This is a genomic window from Streptomyces sp. NPDC090108 (assembly GCF_044747185.1).
Taxonomy (GTDB): domain Bacteria; phylum Actinomycetota; class Actinomycetes; order Streptomycetales; family Streptomycetaceae; genus Streptomyces.
In genome coordinates this window covers 422701-437739 of the sequence record NZ_JBIVDQ010000003.1, presented here as the reverse complement: position 1 = coordinate 437739, position 15039 = coordinate 422701, and the positions used below count along the sequence as shown (strand labels likewise).

Annotated in this window: 16 protein-coding genes; 9 read left to right on the top strand and 7 right to left on the bottom strand. The window is 72.7% G+C overall.

Features of this window, described 5'->3' with window-relative positions; all coding sequences use genetic code 11:
* Nucleotides 1-184 precede the first annotated feature (184 nt).
* Complete coding sequence (locus tag ACIPRD_RS12070; protein ID WP_356407310.1) at nt 185-1117, top strand: YihY/virulence factor BrkB family protein; 933 nt, start codon at nt 185-187, stop codon at nt 1115-1117.
* Here the strand turns inward: ACIPRD_RS12070 and ACIPRD_RS12065 are convergent.
* Both ACIPRD_RS12065 and ACIPRD_RS12060 read right to left on the bottom strand, forming a co-directional pair.
* A complete protein-coding gene (locus tag ACIPRD_RS12065) occupies nt 1092-1589 on the bottom strand; it encodes an ATP-binding protein (protein WP_356407307.1) in 498 nt (165 codons plus the stop codon). The two genes, ACIPRD_RS12070 and ACIPRD_RS12065, sit on opposite strands and share 26 nt — an antisense overlap.
* Complete coding sequence (locus tag ACIPRD_RS12060) at nt 1586-1912, bottom strand: STAS domain-containing protein (protein ID WP_356407305.1); 327 nt, start codon at nt 1910-1912, stop codon at nt 1586-1588. Before ACIPRD_RS12060 ends, ACIPRD_RS12065 begins: the two co-directional genes overlap by 4 nt.
* Nucleotides 1913-2360: 448 nt before the next feature.
* On the opposite strand from ACIPRD_RS12060, the gene ACIPRD_RS12055 reads away from it, so the two are divergent.
* From ACIPRD_RS12055 to ACIPRD_RS12045, 3 genes are read left to right on the top strand one after another with little or no spacing between them, the layout of a single operon-like run.
* Entirely contained in the window at nt 2361-3947 is a 1587-nt protein-coding gene (locus ACIPRD_RS12055; RefSeq protein WP_356407497.1) for a PP2C family protein-serine/threonine phosphatase, read from the top strand.
* Nucleotides 3944-5032, top strand: a complete 1089-nt coding sequence (locus ACIPRD_RS12050; RefSeq protein WP_401562424.1) for a B12-binding domain-containing protein — start codon at nt 3944-3946, stop codon at nt 5030-5032. Before ACIPRD_RS12055 ends, ACIPRD_RS12050 begins: the two co-directional genes overlap by 4 nt.
* Nucleotides 5029-5424: an STAS domain-containing protein gene (locus ACIPRD_RS12045; RefSeq protein ID WP_356407300.1), complete on the top strand. Its 396-nt coding sequence runs from the start codon at nt 5029-5031 to the stop codon at nt 5422-5424. Before ACIPRD_RS12050 ends, ACIPRD_RS12045 begins: the two co-directional genes overlap by 4 nt.
* Nucleotides 5425-5564: 140 nt before the next feature.
* Here ACIPRD_RS12045 and ACIPRD_RS12040 read toward each other — a convergent pair whose 3' ends face one another.
* Both ACIPRD_RS12040 and ACIPRD_RS12035 read right to left on the bottom strand, forming a co-directional pair.
* A complete protein-coding gene (locus ACIPRD_RS12040; protein WP_401562422.1) occupies nt 5565-6551 on the bottom strand; it encodes a DUF4232 domain-containing protein in 987 nt (328 codons plus the stop codon).
* A 331-nt stretch (nt 6552-6882) separates the two neighbouring features.
* The gene (locus tag ACIPRD_RS12035; RefSeq protein WP_401562420.1) at nt 6883-8310 is read right to left on the bottom strand and encodes an alkaline phosphatase family protein; all 1428 of its coding nucleotides are present in this window, start codon (nt 8308-8310) and stop codon (nt 6883-6885) included.
* A gap of 229 nt (nt 8311-8539) precedes the next feature.
* Between ACIPRD_RS12035 and ACIPRD_RS12030 the strand changes: the two genes are divergently transcribed.
* Entirely contained in the window at nt 8540-9487 is a 948-nt protein-coding gene (locus tag ACIPRD_RS12030; RefSeq protein WP_401562418.1) for a GNAT family N-acetyltransferase, read from the top strand.
* A 28-nt stretch (nt 9488-9515) separates the two neighbouring features.
* Here ACIPRD_RS12030 and ACIPRD_RS12025 read toward each other — a convergent pair whose 3' ends face one another.
* The gene (locus ACIPRD_RS12025) at nt 9516-9869 is read right to left on the bottom strand and encodes a VOC family protein (protein WP_356407290.1); all 354 of its coding nucleotides are present in this window, start codon (nt 9867-9869) and stop codon (nt 9516-9518) included.
* Nucleotides 9870-10056: 187 nt separating this feature from the next.
* The gene (locus ACIPRD_RS12020) at nt 10057-11157 is read right to left on the bottom strand and encodes an NADH:flavin oxidoreductase/NADH oxidase (protein ID WP_401562416.1); all 1101 of its coding nucleotides are present in this window, start codon (nt 11155-11157) and stop codon (nt 10057-10059) included.
* Between the two features lie 272 nt (nt 11158-11429).
* Between ACIPRD_RS12020 and ACIPRD_RS12015 the strand changes: the two genes are divergently transcribed.
* Together ACIPRD_RS12015 and ACIPRD_RS12010 are read left to right on the top strand one after the other, a co-directional pair.
* Nucleotides 11430-11603, top strand: a complete 174-nt coding sequence (locus ACIPRD_RS12015) for a CsbD family protein (protein ID WP_356407284.1) — start codon at nt 11430-11432, stop codon at nt 11601-11603.
* A 172-nt stretch (nt 11604-11775) separates the two neighbouring features.
* Nucleotides 11776-12231: an RpiB/LacA/LacB family sugar-phosphate isomerase gene (locus tag ACIPRD_RS12010; protein ID WP_401562414.1), complete on the top strand. Its 456-nt coding sequence runs from the start codon at nt 11776-11778 to the stop codon at nt 12229-12231.
* A 135-nt stretch (nt 12232-12366) separates the two neighbouring features.
* Here ACIPRD_RS12010 and ACIPRD_RS12005 read toward each other — a convergent pair whose 3' ends face one another.
* Nucleotides 12367-12741: a DUF6479 family protein gene (locus tag ACIPRD_RS12005; protein WP_356407278.1), complete on the bottom strand. Its 375-nt coding sequence runs from the start codon at nt 12739-12741 to the stop codon at nt 12367-12369.
* A 141-nt stretch (nt 12742-12882) separates the two neighbouring features.
* On the opposite strand from ACIPRD_RS12005, the gene ACIPRD_RS12000 reads away from it, so the two are divergent.
* Both ACIPRD_RS12000 and ACIPRD_RS11995 read left to right on the top strand, forming a co-directional pair.
* Complete coding sequence (locus tag ACIPRD_RS12000; protein ID WP_356407275.1) at nt 12883-13257, top strand: ferredoxin; 375 nt, start codon at nt 12883-12885, stop codon at nt 13255-13257.
* Nucleotides 13258-13393: 136 nt separating this feature from the next.
* A complete protein-coding gene (locus tag ACIPRD_RS11995) occupies nt 13394-14953 on the top strand; it encodes a phytoene desaturase family protein (protein WP_401562412.1) in 1560 nt (519 codons plus the stop codon).
* Nucleotides 14954-15039: the final 86 nt, after the last annotated feature.

Sequence of the window (15039 nt, the reverse complement as noted above, 5' to 3'; positions counted from 1 at the left end):
CGATGCGCACCGGGACGCGGAGCAAACCGAGCCGCACCGGGACGCGGAGGAAGCCCGGCCGCGCCCGGAAGCGGAGGACTCCGGGGCGGACCGCGGGGCCGGACAGGACCGGCAAGCCGGCCGGACCGTGGAGGAGCACGCGTCGGACACGTCCGGCCGCCTCGCCGGGCGAACGTGGAGCGCGATGCTGAAAGACAGCCTCAGGGAGTTCAAGGAGGACGAACTCACCGACCGGGCCGCGGCGCTGACCTATTACGGCGTGCTCTCGCTGTTTCCCGCGCTGCTCGTGCTGGTGTCCCTGCTGGGGGTCACCGGCCGTTCGACCACCGACCGGCTTCTGGACCAGGTCGGCCGGCTGGTCCCGGGTTCCGCGCGGGACATCATCACCCGCGCCGTCGAGCAGATGCAGGGCAACGCCGGAGCCGGTTCCGTGCTGGCGGTCGTCGGCGTGGCCCTGGCGGTGTGGTCCGCCTCCGGCTACGTCGCCGCCTTCATGCGCGCCGCGAACGCCGTCCACGGCATGAGCGAGAGCCGGCCGTTCTGGAGGATCCTGCGGGTACGCGTCGGTGTCACCGCGGTGCTGATGGTGCTGGCCGTGGCCGGCGCGCTCATCGTCGTCTTCACCGGAGCCGTGGCCCGGCGGGCCGGCCACGCCCTGCACATCGGCGACACCGCGCTGACCGTATGGGCGATCGCCAAGTGGCCCGTCCTGGTCCTGCTGGTCACCGTGATGATCGCCGTGCTGTACCGGTCGGGCCCCCACGCCCGGCGCAGGGGCTTGAGGCGGGTCACACCCGGAAGCTTCCTGGCGCTGGTCATCTGGATGGCCGTGTCGGCGGGTTTCGCCGTCTACGTCGCCGGTTTCGCCTCCTACAACAAGACGTACGGCGCCATGGCCGGCGTGGTCGTCTTCCTGGTCTGGCTGTGGATCACCAACCTGGCGATTCTGCTCGGCCTGGAGTTCGACGCGCAGGCGCTGCGGCACCGGGCCGTCGCCGGCGGCCGTCCGTCCGGGTCCGGGCCGTGCTCCCCGCCGAGCGGCACCCCGGCGGGGAGCGGGAAGGGCACGGGCCGAACCGCGGGTATCGCGCTCACGGAGCGAAGCCGCAGGCCATGATCACGCGTACGGTCTTGCCCTCCGCGTGCGGCAGGAACTCGCACTTGGCCGCGAGCTGCTCGACGAGGTGCATGCCGAGGCCGCCCGTACCGTGCACGAGGTCCGGTTCCTTCTGGCGGGGCAGGGCCGGACACGCGTCGTCCACGTCGAGCACCAGCTGATCCGTGTGCGCGTGCAGCCGCAGCCGCCACCAGCCCGTGGCGTGCCGGAACGCGTTGGTGCACAGTTCGGAGACGATCAGTTCGATGTCGTCCGGGTCCGCCCACGGGCAGCACGCCGCGGCGTACCGTGCCGCGTCCCGACGTGCGTCGCCGATGGTGGCGCCGTCGCTGTCCAGTATGAGCAGCGCGGGACACTCGCCGTGCGCCCGCGAACCGCTCCATCTGCTCCGGCGGCAGGAGAGGCAACCGTCGTCGCCTCGTGCCGCGCTCTCCTCCGGTGGTGGCCAGTGCTCGACGCTCTCGGTCCTCATACGGGTTCCTCGCCCTCGCGGCCGCGGATGCAGAACAGGCCCAGCACACCGGTGAGGCGCATGATCCGGGCCAGTTGGGACGGGAGCGGCCCGACCAGACGTACGTCGAACCTGTCCACCATGCGCAACAACAGGTTGAGCAGCGTCGAGTCGGCGAACCGCACGTCCGCCACATGGACTTCCACGGACCGTGCCGCCGAAGCGGTCTCGAAGACGAGTTCCAGGTCGAGTTCGGCCTCGACGTCGAATTCGCCGCTGAGTCTGATCACCACCTGCCGTCCGTCGCGGGAGGCGTCCACGTGGACGGCACACGCGTCGGTCACCAGGCCATGGTCGTCACCTTCGTTCATCATCACCACGCTCAACGATCCGGAACGCGGAGCGGGTCGGTTTTCGCGTACGAGCGACCGATCGAACATCTGCCTAGGGGTGACGAACACCCCGTGCGGAGCCCCTCGCGTGGGGACCTCCGAGCCATCGCACGGGCGGTTCACCTGTGTGTTTCAGCCGCCTGCCGCCCACGATGCGCTCATCAGAGTGTCCGCGGGGCGAATGTGATGATTGTGCGCCTCGTGTGTGCCTTCCGGGGGCGGCTTGCGATTCTGGCGCTTTGTGCGGGACGGTTGCCGAGTACATCTGTTCCCGCGGTAGGAAGGTGGTGGGGTGCGCACGGCGCGTGCCTCCGGTGTGTCTGGTTCCCGAGGCTTCTCCGCCCGTCCGCCCGCCGCCGACCACAGGGTCGGCGCGGCGTGGATCGAGGCTCCCTGTCCTGTGCTGGTGGTCGACCGGCACGGCTGCCTTGTCCGGATCAACGAGGCCGCCCGGACGCTGCTCCCGGCCGCCGGCGAGGGCGACCCGCTGCACGAGAGAGTGCCGTACTGGCTCGCCGGGGCACACGCGTGCGCCCGTGACGGATCGGCCGAACTGGCCGCCGGTCCGCTCACCGGAGCGATCAACGGACGTCTCTTCGAGGCGCATCCGACCCCGGCCGGCGACGGCGACGTGGTGTGGTGGCTGCTCGACGACACCGACCGGCGCCAGGCCGAGCACGCGCTGAGCGACGCGCGGATGCGGTCCGAGATCCTCTCGGAGGTGTCCAGCGCGCTGCTGTCCACACTGAACGTACCGCGCTGTGCGGAGGTGGCCGCGTCCATGGCGGCAGAACATCTGGCGGAGGCCGTCGTGCTCGTGGCTCCGCCGCAAGGGCGGCGCCACTGGGTCACCTCGGCCTGTCAGGGCGGTCCCGTCACGCAGGTCTCACGGCACCTCGACGTCTCCCAGGTGCCCGGCCTCGCCGAGGCACTCCAGGGGTTCCCGCCCGTGCCCGCCCGCTGGCTCAACCCCGAGGACATCCCCGACTGGATCGTCCCGGACGGGTTCGCCGGTCCGGTGGGCTCCGTGATCGTCGCCCCGCTGCCCGGTCACGGGGTGCCCGCGGGGGCGCTGGTCCTGCTGCGTTCCAGCACCGAGAAGGCCTTCACCGAAGGCGAGGAGGTCTTTGCCCGGCTCTTCGCCGCCAGGGCGGGCGCCGCACTCTCCGCGGCCCGCCTCTACAGCGAACAGGCCGACGTCACGGCCACGTTGATGCGCGAGCTGCTGCCCCCGGCGCTCCGCAGCGTGCACGCCGTCGAGTATGCCGGTGGATACCGCGCCGCGAAGGACCAGGAGCGGGTCGGTGGTGACTTCTACGACGTCCACCCCGGCTCCGATCCCTCCCAGGAGACCTTCGTCGTCCTGGGGGACGTCGCGGGCAAGGGGCTGGAGGCGGCGGTGCTGACCGGCAAGATCCGCAACACGCTGCACGCCCTGCTGCCGCTGGCCGACGACCACGAACGGGTGCTCAACCTGCTCAACGGGGCCCTGCTCTCCTCCCACCACACCCGCTTCGCCACCCTCGTGCTCGCCTCCGTGCGCCGCCGGGGCGCCCGCGTCCAGCTGCGGCTGACCAGCGCGGGGCACCTGCCGCCGCTGATCGTGCGGGCCGACGGGACGGTGGAGGAGGTGCCCACGCACGGCACCCTCGTCGGCGCCCTGCCGAACGTCACGGCGCGCACCGTGCCGGCGACGCTCGCACCGGGGGACACGTGCCTGCTCTACACCGACGGCATCACCGAGGCGCGCGGCGGTCCGCTGGGCGACGAGTTCTTCGGTGAGCGCCGGCTGCGGCGCGTGCTCGCGGAGTGCGCGGGCATGCCGGCCGAGGCGGTCGTGGAGCGGGTCCAGATGCTGGCCGCCCAGTGGATCGGCTCGGGACGGCACGACGACATGGCCGCCGTCGCCGTCAGCGCGCCCAGGACGGGCATGCTCACGGTCGTGGGCGGGCACGCGGGCTCGGAGGAGAGCAGGAGGAAGGCGTGAGACACCCCACCGCGGCGGCCGGTCTGTGCGACCGGCTGTGGGAGGCCGTGGCCGAAGGCGACGAGCACGCGGCGGTCACCGCGGTCCACGAGGCACTGGCCGACGGCGTGGACAGGGAGACGCTGCTGCTGGAAGCGATCGCCCCGGTCCAGGAGAGGGTCGGCGCCGAATGGGCGGCCGACCGCTTCACCGTGGCCCAGGAGCACGCCGCGACCGCCATCAACGAGCGGGTCATCTCCGCCCTGGTCCACCGCGCACCTGCCGCCGGACCGCCCGGACCGGTCCGGGGGAGGGTGACGGTCAGCTGCGTCGACGGCGAGTGGCACGCCTTTCCCGCGCGGCTCGTCGCCGAGGTCGTACGACTGCGCGGCTGGCAGGTCGACTACCTGGGTACGCAGATCCCCACCCCGCACCTGGTGGCCCACCTGCACCGGACCGCGCCCGACGCCGTCCTGCTGTCCGGCTCGGTCCCCACCCATCTGCCCACCGCGCACGCGGCCATCACCGCCTGCCAGGCCATCGGGGTCCCCGTGCTGGCCGGCGGCCGTGCCTTCGGCCCCGGCGGCCGCCACGCGCGGGCGCTGGGCGCCGACCGGTGGGCCGCCGACGCACGGGGCGCCGCCGACGTGCTGGAGGCCGGCCTGCCGCGGCCCCGCCCCTCGATGATCCGTCAGCCGGCGGACGACCTGCCGCACCTGGCCGACCAGGAGTACACCATGGTCGCCCAGTCCCGCTTCCAGCTGGTCAAGCAGACCCTCGTCGAGCTGGAGGCACGGTTCCCCGCCGTGCGGGAGTACGACGACGTCCGACGCGAGCGGACCGCCGAGGACATCGGCCGCATCATCGACCACCTGGCCACCGCTCTCTACGTCGACGACGCCCTGGTCTTCACCGAGTTCGTCGCCTGGAGCGCCGTGATCCTGGAGGCCCGGAACATCCCGGCCCACCCGCTCCGGACCGGCCTGGACATCATGGCCGAACGGCTCCGCGACTTCCCCCGCTGCGTGCACATGATCCGTGACGGCTCCCGCGCCCTCTCCGGCAGCCCCGCCCCTGCTCACCCCGGCCCCGACATCTGCGCATGACCGACCTGACACCCACCCAGTTCACCGTCAAGGTTCTCCCGGACCCCACCACGCTCTCCGTGCGGGTGTCCGGCGAACTCGACTACGACACCAGCGACGACTTCGTCCATGTCGTCACCGGACATCTGTCCGGCCAGGAACGGCTCCGCGACCTGCGGCTGGACTTCCGTGAGCTGACCCTGATCGACTCCACCGGGCTGTCCGCCCTGCTGATGATCCACCGCCGCACCAGCGCCGCCGGCGTCACCCTGCACCTGGACAACCGGCCGGAGCGCCTGGACCGGATCCTGCGCCTCACCGACGTCCTGGAGCACCTCACCGCACCCGCGCCGCGGGCCGGCGACCCGGGACTGGCGGACGACGGCGATGTCACCGAAGCGGGAGCCACCTGACCGGGCCGCGTTCCCGACCGTGGGCCGGGGCGCCCGACCGGACCGCGGCGTCCGACCGGGTGCCGGGTGCCGGGTGCCGCGTGCCGGGATCCGGTCCGCGCCGGCCGGCACCCCGGCGCCGGCCGGCGCGTGTCCGTCCGTCACGGCTCCTTCCGCCACGCCCTGACGCCCAGCCTCCCCGTCGTGCCGAGGTCCAGCTCCGGGGTCACCATCACGGGCGCGGCGCCCGCCTTCGCCCGGACGCGGAGATAGGGCGCGTTCACGGCGCCGCCGAAGGCCTCCACGGTGTTGCGCCAGGCGATGTCCGCCCGCGCGCGCTCGCCCGGTCGCAGGGTGAGGGGGCGGACCAGGTCGGGCGAGTTGTCGAGGAGGGCCACCTGCTCCCCGGGGACGACGCGTATCCCCTCGACGGGCTCGTGGTCGGCGTCGACGATCTGCAGCAGGGGGCGGCCCTCCAGCGTGTACGGGCTCCTGCCGCAGTTCTCCAGGTGCAGGCCCATGACCCGCAGCCCCATCGCGGCGTCACCCCGGTCGGCGTACACGCGGACACCGGAAGCGGGGCAGGAGCCGCCCGTGGACGGGGCCTCCGCGGTGGGGACGCTGCGCACGGAAAGGACCGACACGTTCGCACCCTGCGCCACGTCGCCGTAGGAGCGCGCCATCGCCACCGTGCCGTGCAGGGTCCTTCCCGGTTTCACCGAGCCCACGACGCGGGTCGCCCCGGTGTAGCCCCTGGCGTCGAAGACGATCGTGTACGTCATCTCCCGCCTACTCGGGTTGGTCAGCGAGAACGCCGCGGTCAGGGAGCTCTGCCGGCAGGTGCCGTCCTCGTCCACGGCACCGGAGTAGATGCCGGTGATCCGCACCCCGTCCTGCGCCGCGCCCGGGGCGGCCGAGGGCACCGGGCTGGGGCTGCCCGGCGGACGGGGGACGTCGGCGGTGACGGTCGGCCGTGCGAGGGAGGGTGCGTCGTGCCCGGGAGCGCCGGAGGTGCACGCCGGCCGGGGGCTCGTTCCGCCGGAGGCGCCGGGGGAGGCGGTCTGCCCGGCGCCGCATCCGGCGAGTGCGAGTGTCGCTGTCAGGGCGAGCGTACCGACGACGGCACGGTCACCAAATGGTCTGCGCATCAGGGGAGTTGACCAGTCCGGGCCCGTCCGCGCTGTGGCGGAAGCCATCCTTCCGGTAACAGGTCTGTCACAGGACCCCGACTCGCCGCTCCGTGCCGCCGGTACCGCCCGGTGCCGTCCCGGGCGACCCGCGCGGCCGGGGAAGCCCGCCCGACACCACTGGGCGACCCGCGCGGCCGGGGAGGTCCGCCCGCCACCACCGGACGGCCCCCTCGGTCCCCGGCCTCCTGCGGGTCCCCCGTCCACCTCCTGCGGCCCCCCGCCCATCCGGGCGGGGGACCGTCGTGCGTGGCGGCCCGCTGTCGTCCGGGGGCCGCCGCCGGCCGCCCGCTCAGACGTGCGGCCGGTGTCCTCGTTCCTGGTGCGGGAAGGACTGGTCCGCGCCGGGCAGGGTCGGCTTCGGCAGCGTCGCCACCTCCTCCTTGGCCTTCTCCAGCTGCTCCGCCGTGTCGTGCGGCAGGCGGGGCGGGCGCCGGCGGGCGTGGGGGAAGCGGAAGGCACTCGTGAGGTCGCCGAAGGTCTCCCGCCGCCAGTCGCTGACGTTCGGTTCCGCGACCCCCGTGAAGTGCTCCAGGAAGCGCAGGGCCGAGGTGTGGTCGAAGGGCTCGGAGGCGACCCAGCCGCCCACGGTCCAAGGCGAGATGATGATCGCCGGGACGCGGAAGCCCCCGCCGATCGGCAGACCGCCGATGAACTCGTCCGTCGTGCCGGTGGGCGGCGTCGGCGGGGCCACATGGTCGAACAGGCCGTCGTTCTCGTCGTAGTTGAGGATGAAGGCGGTCTTCCGCCACACCTTCGGGTTGGACGCGATCGCCTCGATCTTCGACGCGACGAAGTCCGCCCCCGCGGCGGGCAGATAGTCGGGGTGCTCCGACTGATGGCTGGTCGGCATGATCCAGCTCACCGCCGGCAGCCGGTCGGCCCGGGCGTCGTCCTCGAACGTGCCCTCGGGCTGCGGACGCACCCCGCGTTCGTACAGCTCGGACCCGGGCTGGGCGTTCCTGAAGGCGGCGAACTGCTCCAACAGGTTGCAGCCGTAGTCGTCGTCCTGCTGGTAGACCTTCCAGCCGACCCCGGCCGCCTGGAGGCGTTCGGCGTACGTCGTCCAACGGTACGGCTGCGGCGCCGAGTTGCTGATCACCGGGCCGCCCAGGGTTCCGCCGGGGTCGATCGAACCGGTCATCCACATCAGCCGGTTGGGCCAGGTGGGGCCGAAGACGGAGCAGAAGTAGTGATCGCAGACGGTGAAGGTCTCGGCGAGGGCGAACTGGAACGGTATGTCCTCGCGCGTGTAGTAGCCCATCACATAAGGGCCGTTGACGCCGTCGGCCTTGCGGTGGGCCGGCAGCCACTGGTCCATCCGGCCGCCGTTCCACGCCGCGTGCTGCACCGACCAGGCGTGGCTGGTGGACGGGATGGCCTGGGCGCTCGACGTGCGGGTGTCGAGGTGGAAGGGGAGCAGGTACCCCTTCGGGTTCTGGGTGTCCGGCTGGTGGAAGACGCTTCGCCCGTCGTCCAGCCGTAACGCGCGGGGGTCGCCGAACCCGCGCACCCCGGCGAGCGTGCCGAAGTAGTGGTCGAACGAGCGGTTCTCCTGCATCAGCAGGACGACGTGCTCGATGTCCCGCAGCGAACGGTGTCCGGGCGGTTCGGCGGCGACCGCCTTCTGCACGCTCGGCGGGAGGAGGGAGAGCGCGGCGGCACCCCCCAGCGCGCCCGCGGCCGAACCCAGCAGTCTGCGGCGAGTCAACCCGGTCATGATGCCCCTTCGTTGTCGTGCTCGCTGAGTGGGTCGACGGACACTCTGTGCCACGAGGGGCGGGTGGCGTCAGGGGGCGGACGGTGAACATGCGGGCAACGCGCGGCATGGGCCCGGTCAAGCGGTGCCGGTCCGGGCTGGGCGCCCGCCGCGGCTTCCGCCGCACTGCCACGTGGTGACGTACGCTTCTGATATATGTCTGACTGAGTCAAGTATCCGGGGAGTGGTCATGACCGTCCAGGACGTCCGCGCGTTCAACCGCTTCTACACGCGCCTCATCGGCGCCCTCGACTACGGCCGCCATCTCTACGCGCCGTACACGCTCACGGAGACCCGCGTCCTGTACGAACTCGCTCACGACCGGGAACTGGATGCGGCCGACCTGCGGGAACGGCTCTCCCTGGACGCCGGATACCTCAGCCGCATCCTCAACAAGTACGAGGAGGCCGGACTGATCGGGCGCGCCCCCTCCCGTGCCGATTCACGGCGCCGGCGCGTCACGCTCACCGACCGCGGCCGCGAGGCGGCCGCCACGCTGGACGAGCGGGCCCGGGAGCGGGTCGGGGAACTCCTGGAGGCCGTCGCCCCGGACGACCGGGTGCGGCTCGCGGGAGCCATGCGCGAGATCCGCGGCATCCTCGGCGACGAGCCGGAGCGGCGCCGAGAGGGCGCCGCAGACCCGGGCGAGGTGGTGCTGCGGGAGCCCCTCCCGGGCGACCTCGGCTGGATCGTGCAGCGCAACGCCGTCCTGTACGCGGCCGAGTACGGCTGGAACGCCGAGTACGAGGGCCTGGTGGCGAGGATCGTCGCCGGCTTCGCCGAGGACCACGATCCGGCGCTGGAGCGCGTGTGGATCGCGGAGCTGGACGGACGGCCGGTGGGCTGTGTGATGTGCGTCCGCGACGAGGCGCCGGGCACCGCCCGGCTGCGCCTGCTGCTCGTCGAGCCCGGAGCCCGCGGGCACGGCGTGGGTGACCGGCTGGTGGGGGCCGTCGTCGGCTTCGCGCGCGACGCCGGCTACCGCCACCTCGTGCTGTGGACCAACGACGTGCTCAGCGGCGCCCGCCGCCTGTACCAGCGGTACGGATTCACCCTCGTCGGAGAGAAGCCGCACCGCTCCTTCGGTCAGGACCTCGTGGGCCAGGACTGGCACCTGGACCTCGGCAGGACGCCGTAGTCGTGAGGCGTGATGTTCCCCGGTGCCCTCAGGCGGGCTGCCAGAGTTCGATGCGGTTCCCCTCCGGATCGGTGACCCAGCCGAACCGGCCGACGCCCGCCATGTCCTGCGTCTCCTCCGCCACGTCCGCGCCCTTGGAGCGCAACTGCGCGAGCATCGCGTCCAGGTCACGGACGCGGAAGTTGAGCATGGACTGCTGGGCGGGGGACCCGAAGTAGTCGGTGCCGGACTCGAACACCGCGAACACGGTCGGTCCGGTTCCCTGCTGCCACAACCCGTGCTCGTCGGCGTCCAGGCCCAGGCAGTCGCGGTACCACGCGTTCAGGGCGGCGGGGTCGGCGGCCCGCATGAAGTATCCACCGATTCCAAGTACACGTTCCATGCGGCCATCTTGCCAGGACGGAGATCGTCCGCCCCGGCACCGGCCGGTCCTGGCCGGTGCCGGGGCTCTCTCCCGCGCGGAGCCCAGCCCGTCCCCCGCGAGGCCGGGCTGGACGTGCGGCCGGCGGGTGCGGCGTACGGTCCCCGCGCCGGCGGAGCGGGGGAGGCCGCTTCGCCGGCAGGGGCCGTCAGGCGCGGTGGTACTGGACGGGAGCGGAGACCTCGCCGTCGAGCTCGGCGGCGGCGTGACGCGCCCAGTACGGGTCGCGCAGCAGCTCACGTCCGAGGAGGACGGCGTCCGCCTCGCCGGAGGCGACGACGGCCTGGGCCGGGGCGGGCTCGCTGATCATGCCGACCGCGGCCACGGGCATGCCGGTCTCGCGGCGGATCCGCTCGGCGAACGGCACCTGGTAGTGGGGGCCCGCCACGATCTTCGCGTCGGGGAGGTTGCCACCGGTGGAGACGTCCATCAGGTCCACGCCCCGGGCCAGCAGCTCCTTGGCGAAGCGGACCGTGTCGTCGGCGGTCCAGCCGTCCCGGTCGTCCTCGGGGTTCTCGTCCACCCAGTCCGTCGCGGAGATGCGGAAGAAGACCGGCAGATCCTCGGGCCACACGGCGCGGACGGCGTCGACGACCTCCAGCGCGAAGCGGATCCGGCCCTCGAACGAGCCGCCGTACTCGTCGGCGCGCCGGTTGCTGTGCGGGGAGAGGAACTGGTGGATCAGGTAGCCGTGCGCGCCGTGGATCTCGGCGACCTGGAACCCCGCGGCGAGCGCGCGCTCGGCGGCCTCCGCGAACTGCCGCACGACAAGGGCGATCTGCTCCCGGCTCAGCTCGTCCGGCGTCGTCGACGCCTCGCTGAAGGCGAGGGCGCTCGGGCCGACCGGCTGCCAGCCGTGGGTCTCGTCCGGGGCGATCTGGCGGCCGCGCTCGACCCAGGTGCGCTCGGTCGAGGCCTTGCGGCCGGCGTGGGCCAGCTGGATGCCGGGAACGGTCCCCTGGGACTTCAGGAACGCGGTCACCCGCTGGAAGGCGGCCACCTGCGTGTCGTTCCAGATCCCGAGGTCGTACGGGCTGATCCGGCCCTCGGGGGCGACCGCGGTGGCCTCGGTGATGATCAGGCCGGTGCCGCCGGCGGCGCGCGCGGCGAGGTGCGTGAAGTGCCAGTCCGTCGGGGCGCCGGCCGTCTCGCCCTCCGGCGCCGCGCTGTACTGGCACATCGCGGGCATCCAGATGCGGTTGGGGATGGTCAGCGACCTGAGCGTGAGGGGGGTGAAGAGCGTGGTCAAGTCCAACTCCTGGTGAGCCTGGGGCCGGCCGGTGAGGGCGGTCGGTGGGCGCACGAGCCGCGGGCCGGCCCGGCGAGGACCGCCATGTAGATGCGTACGCTTTTATTTTACACAAGCAGAATGCCAGCGTGCGCAAGTAAATTCCCGGAGGGCGGGACGAACCTCGCGGCGGTACGGGGCGGCCAGGTGGACGGGGGTGTGAGGTTTGGCGGCGCGAATCCCGGCCACCCGGACCCTGCACGGTTTGTTCCTACGTTCGGGAGTGATCGACCATGTCGCAGGGTGAGAAGAGCCGGGCCAAGGGCGAGCAGGCCAAGGGCAAGATGAAGGAGACGGTCGGCCGCGCGGTGGGCAACGAGAGGATGACCGTGGAAGGCCGCGCCGAGAAGGCCAAGGGCGACGCCCGTCAGGCCAAGGAGAAGATCAAGGACACCTTCAAGGACTGACTCGCGCGCGAGCGCGTACGACCGCTGTCCCCGGCCGCGCCTGACGTGGCGAGCGGCCGGAGGTGACTGCGGGGGTGACGTGAACGGGCCCGGCCGGAAGGATGACGGCCGGGCCCGGCCGGTGCGTGCGACCGGGACCGCGACCCCCGCCCCGAAGAGGATCGAGCCCGCCGTGAAGATCTCCGTCTCCTCCGACATGGACGAACCGGTCGCCCGTCTCCTCGTCGAGGAACTGCGCCGGCGCGGGCACGAGGTGCGTGAGCACGGCGCGCTGCGCGAGGGCGCCGACCCGCGGTGGGCCGCCTGCTCGGAGGCCGCGGCCCGGGACGTCGCCGACGGCGTGGCCGACCAGGCCGTCGTGTGCTGCTGGACCGGCACGGGTGCGAGCATCGCCGCCAACAAGGTGCCGGGCGTGCGCGCCGCCCTGTGCACCGACGCCTACACGGCCGACGGCGCCCGCCGCTGGAACGACGCCAACGTCCTCGCGCTCGGGCTGCGGCTCACCTCGGCGCCGGTGCTCAAGGAGATCCTCGACGCCTGGTTCGCGGCCGAGGTGAGCGATGACCGGGAGGACCGCTCGAACGTGGCCCGCGTCGGCCGCCTCGACGCGGCGAGGAAGGACTCCTGACGGGGTCGTACGACGGTCCGTCGCGGGCCGGGGCGCACGTCGTCCGGCCGGCACGTGCGCCGAGGCGCGCCGTGCCGGCCGGGGTGATCCGGGACCGATGATCCGGGAGCGGTGGCCCGGAATCGGTGGGCTGTGTCAGTGGGCGCCGAGTCCGCCGCCACCGAACGAGCCGCTCGAACCCTTGCTCCAGCGCGGACGTTCCGTGGCCGTGCTCGGCTTCGTGCCCTTGTTGGTCAGCTCGTACGGGGTGAGCGGGCGCTCGCCCTTGGGGATGTGCGGAATCTCGTCCGGCTCCCTGTTCTCCCTGATCTCGTGCACCGCGCCCTCCGGTGGCAGGTGCGGCTGTTCCTCGGGGCGTGGACGGCTGGACTCGAGGTACTTGATGCGCGAATTGAACCAGAAGCCTCCGGCGAGCAGACCCAGCAGCGCCACGGCCACCAGGAAGAGCACGAGGCTCATGAGGCCGCTCGCCGCGGCCAGCTGCACCGGCGCGGTACTCGTAGGACTCATACGAGAGGAATACCCCGCCCGTTATGGGGTAAATCAGATACTTTGCGTGTCAGGTGAGGTACCCTCCGCCACCCCGCTTTCGCGGGCACGCGCGGGAGATCCGTACGTTTGCCCGACCGCTTCCCCGGCTACCCGCCCGGTGTGACCCCGCAGACTTCGGAGCAGCAGCTCTACCGCTTCCTCGAAGACAGGTTCACCTGTGCCCAGGCCTGCTCGGAGTGCGCACGGGCCTGCGCGGTGCGGGTGAGTCTGCTGGACCCTGACGGCACCGAGAGCCTGGACCGCATCCGTAAGACAGGCGTCATCTGCGCCGAGGTGTGCGATGCCACCTGCGGCATGCTGTCCGAGCAGAGCCCCCACGACGTGCACGGGATCAAGGTCCGGCTGGAGTGGTGCCGCTCGATCTGCCTCGACTGCGCCCGCGCCTTCGACGGGGCCGCCGGCGCCGAGTCCGCCGCCGAGGCCTGCCGCGCCTGCGCCGCCGCGTGCGCGGACTTCATGGCGCTGCTGGACTGATCGCTCCGGGGTGACGGTCGACCGATTCCCGAACGCTTCCCGTGGGTGACGGTCGGCCGATTCTGAACACTTCCCGGACGACGCCGGGCCGTGCCGACCCCTGGCGGCCGAAGATCATCACATGTTACGAAGGGCCATGCCTGCACACGAGGGAACCCGGACGTACGACGCCGTCATCGTCGGTGGCGGTCACAACGGCCTTGTCGCCGCCGCCTATCTGGCCCGGGCCGGCCGCTCCGTACTGCTGCTGGAACGACTGGACCACACCGGCGGCGCCGCCGTCTCCACCCGCCCGTTCGCCGGGGTCGACGCCCGTCTGTCGCGCTACTCCTACCTGGTCAGCCTGCTGCCGCGGAAGATCCTGCGCGACCTCGGCCTGGAGTTCCAGGTCCGCGGCCGCACCATCTCCTCGTACACCCCGGTGGAACGTGCCGGACAGGCCACGGGACTGCTCGTCGGCGGCGGCGCGACGCGCACCCGGGAGGCCTTCGCCCGGCTCACCGGCGGCGAACGCGAGTACGCGTCGTGGGAGCGCTTCTACGGCATGACGGGCCAGGTCGCCCAGCGTGTCTTCCCGACCCTCACCGAGCCGCTGCCCACGCGTGAGGAACTGCGCAGCCGCGTCGGCGACGAGACCGCCTGGCGGGCGCTGTTCGAGGAGCCGATCGGCGTCACCGTCGAGGAGAACTTCAGCGACGACCTGGTCCGCGGCGTGGTCCTCACCGACGCGCTGATCGGCACCTTCGCCGACGCCCACGACACCTCCCTGGCCCAGAACCGCTGCTTCCTCTACCACGTCATCGGCGGCGGCACCGGCGCTTGGGACGTGCCCGTGGGCGGCATGGGCGCGCTCACCGACGCGCTGGCCGCCGCCGCGCGCGAGGCCGGAGCGGTGATCGAGACCGGACGCGAGGCCGTCCGCATCGACACCGACGGGCACACCGCCGAGGTCACCTACCGCACGGCCGACGGCGAGGGCGTCGCCGCCGCCCGGCACGTCCTGGTCAACGCCTCGCCCCGCGAACTGGCCCGCCTGACCGGGGACGAGGCCCCCGAGGCCGCCGAGGGCGCCCAGCTCAAGGTCAACATGCTGCTCACCCGCCTGCCCAGGCTCCGCGACAGCTCGGTCGACCCGCGCGAGGCCTTCGCCGGCACCTTCCACATCGCCGAGGGGTACGGGCAGCTCGCGGCCGCCCACGCCGAGGCCGCCGCCGGCCGGCTGCCCACCGCCCCGCCCTCGGAGATCTACTGCCACTCCCTGACCGACCCCACCATCCTCGGCCCCGAGCTCGCCGGGCGCGGCTACCAGACCCTCACCCTCTTCGGACTGCACACCCCCGCGCGTCTCTTCGCCCACGACAACGACGCCGTCCGCGAGGAGCTGCTGAAGGCCACGCTCGCCCAGCTCGACGCCCACCTCGCCGAACCCCTGGCGGACTGCCTGGCCACCGACGCCGACGGCCGCCCCTGCATCGAGGCCAAGACCCCGCTGGACCTCGAACGCGACCTGGGCCTGCCCGGTGGCAACATCTTCCACCGGGCCCTGTCGTGGCCCTACGAGCAGGAGGACACCGGCCGTTGGGGCGTGGAGACCCGGCACGCCAACGTCCTGCTCTGCGGCGCGGGCGCGGTGCGCGGCGGCGGCGTCAGCGGAGTGCCCGGGCACAACGCGGCGATGGCAGTGCTTGAGCCGTAGCCCGCGCCTCCCGCCGGGGGTGGGGTGCCGTCCCGCCGCCGGGTCCGTGCCGCGGGGCGGGGCGTCGGCGCGGTACCGCCCGGCGG

Coding starts and splice junctions, on each gene's coding strand:
- ACIPRD_RS12070 (WP_356407310.1), top strand. CDS start 185: ATGCTGAAAGACAGCCTCAGGGAGTTCAAGGAGGACGAACTCACCGAC.
- ACIPRD_RS12065 (WP_356407307.1), bottom strand. CDS start 1,589: ATGAGGACCGAGAGCGTCGAGCACTGGCCACCACCGGAGGAGAGCGCG.
- ACIPRD_RS12045 (WP_356407300.1), top strand. CDS start 5,029: ATGACCGACCTGACACCCACCCAGTTCACCGTCAAGGTTCTCCCGGAC.
- ACIPRD_RS12040 (WP_401562422.1), bottom strand. CDS start 6,551: ATGCGCAGACCATTTGGTGACCGTGCCGTCGTCGGTACGCTCGCCCTG.
- ACIPRD_RS12035 (WP_401562420.1), bottom strand. CDS start 8,310: ATGACCGGGTTGACTCGCCGCAGACTGCTGGGTTCGGCCGCGGGCGCG.
- ACIPRD_RS12030 (WP_401562418.1), top strand. CDS start 8,540: ATGACCGTCCAGGACGTCCGCGCGTTCAACCGCTTCTACACGCGCCTC.
- ACIPRD_RS12025 (WP_356407290.1), bottom strand. CDS start 9,869: ATGGAACGTGTACTTGGAATCGGTGGATACTTCATGCGGGCCGCCGAC.
- ACIPRD_RS12015 (WP_356407284.1), top strand. CDS start 11,430: ATGTCGCAGGGTGAGAAGAGCCGGGCCAAGGGCGAGCAGGCCAAGGGC.
- ACIPRD_RS12005 (WP_356407278.1), bottom strand. CDS start 12,741: ATGAGTCCTACGAGTACCGCGCCGGTGCAGCTGGCCGCGGCGAGCGGC.
- ACIPRD_RS11995 (WP_401562412.1), top strand. CDS start 13,394: ATGCCTGCACACGAGGGAACCCGGACGTACGACGCCGTCATCGTCGGT.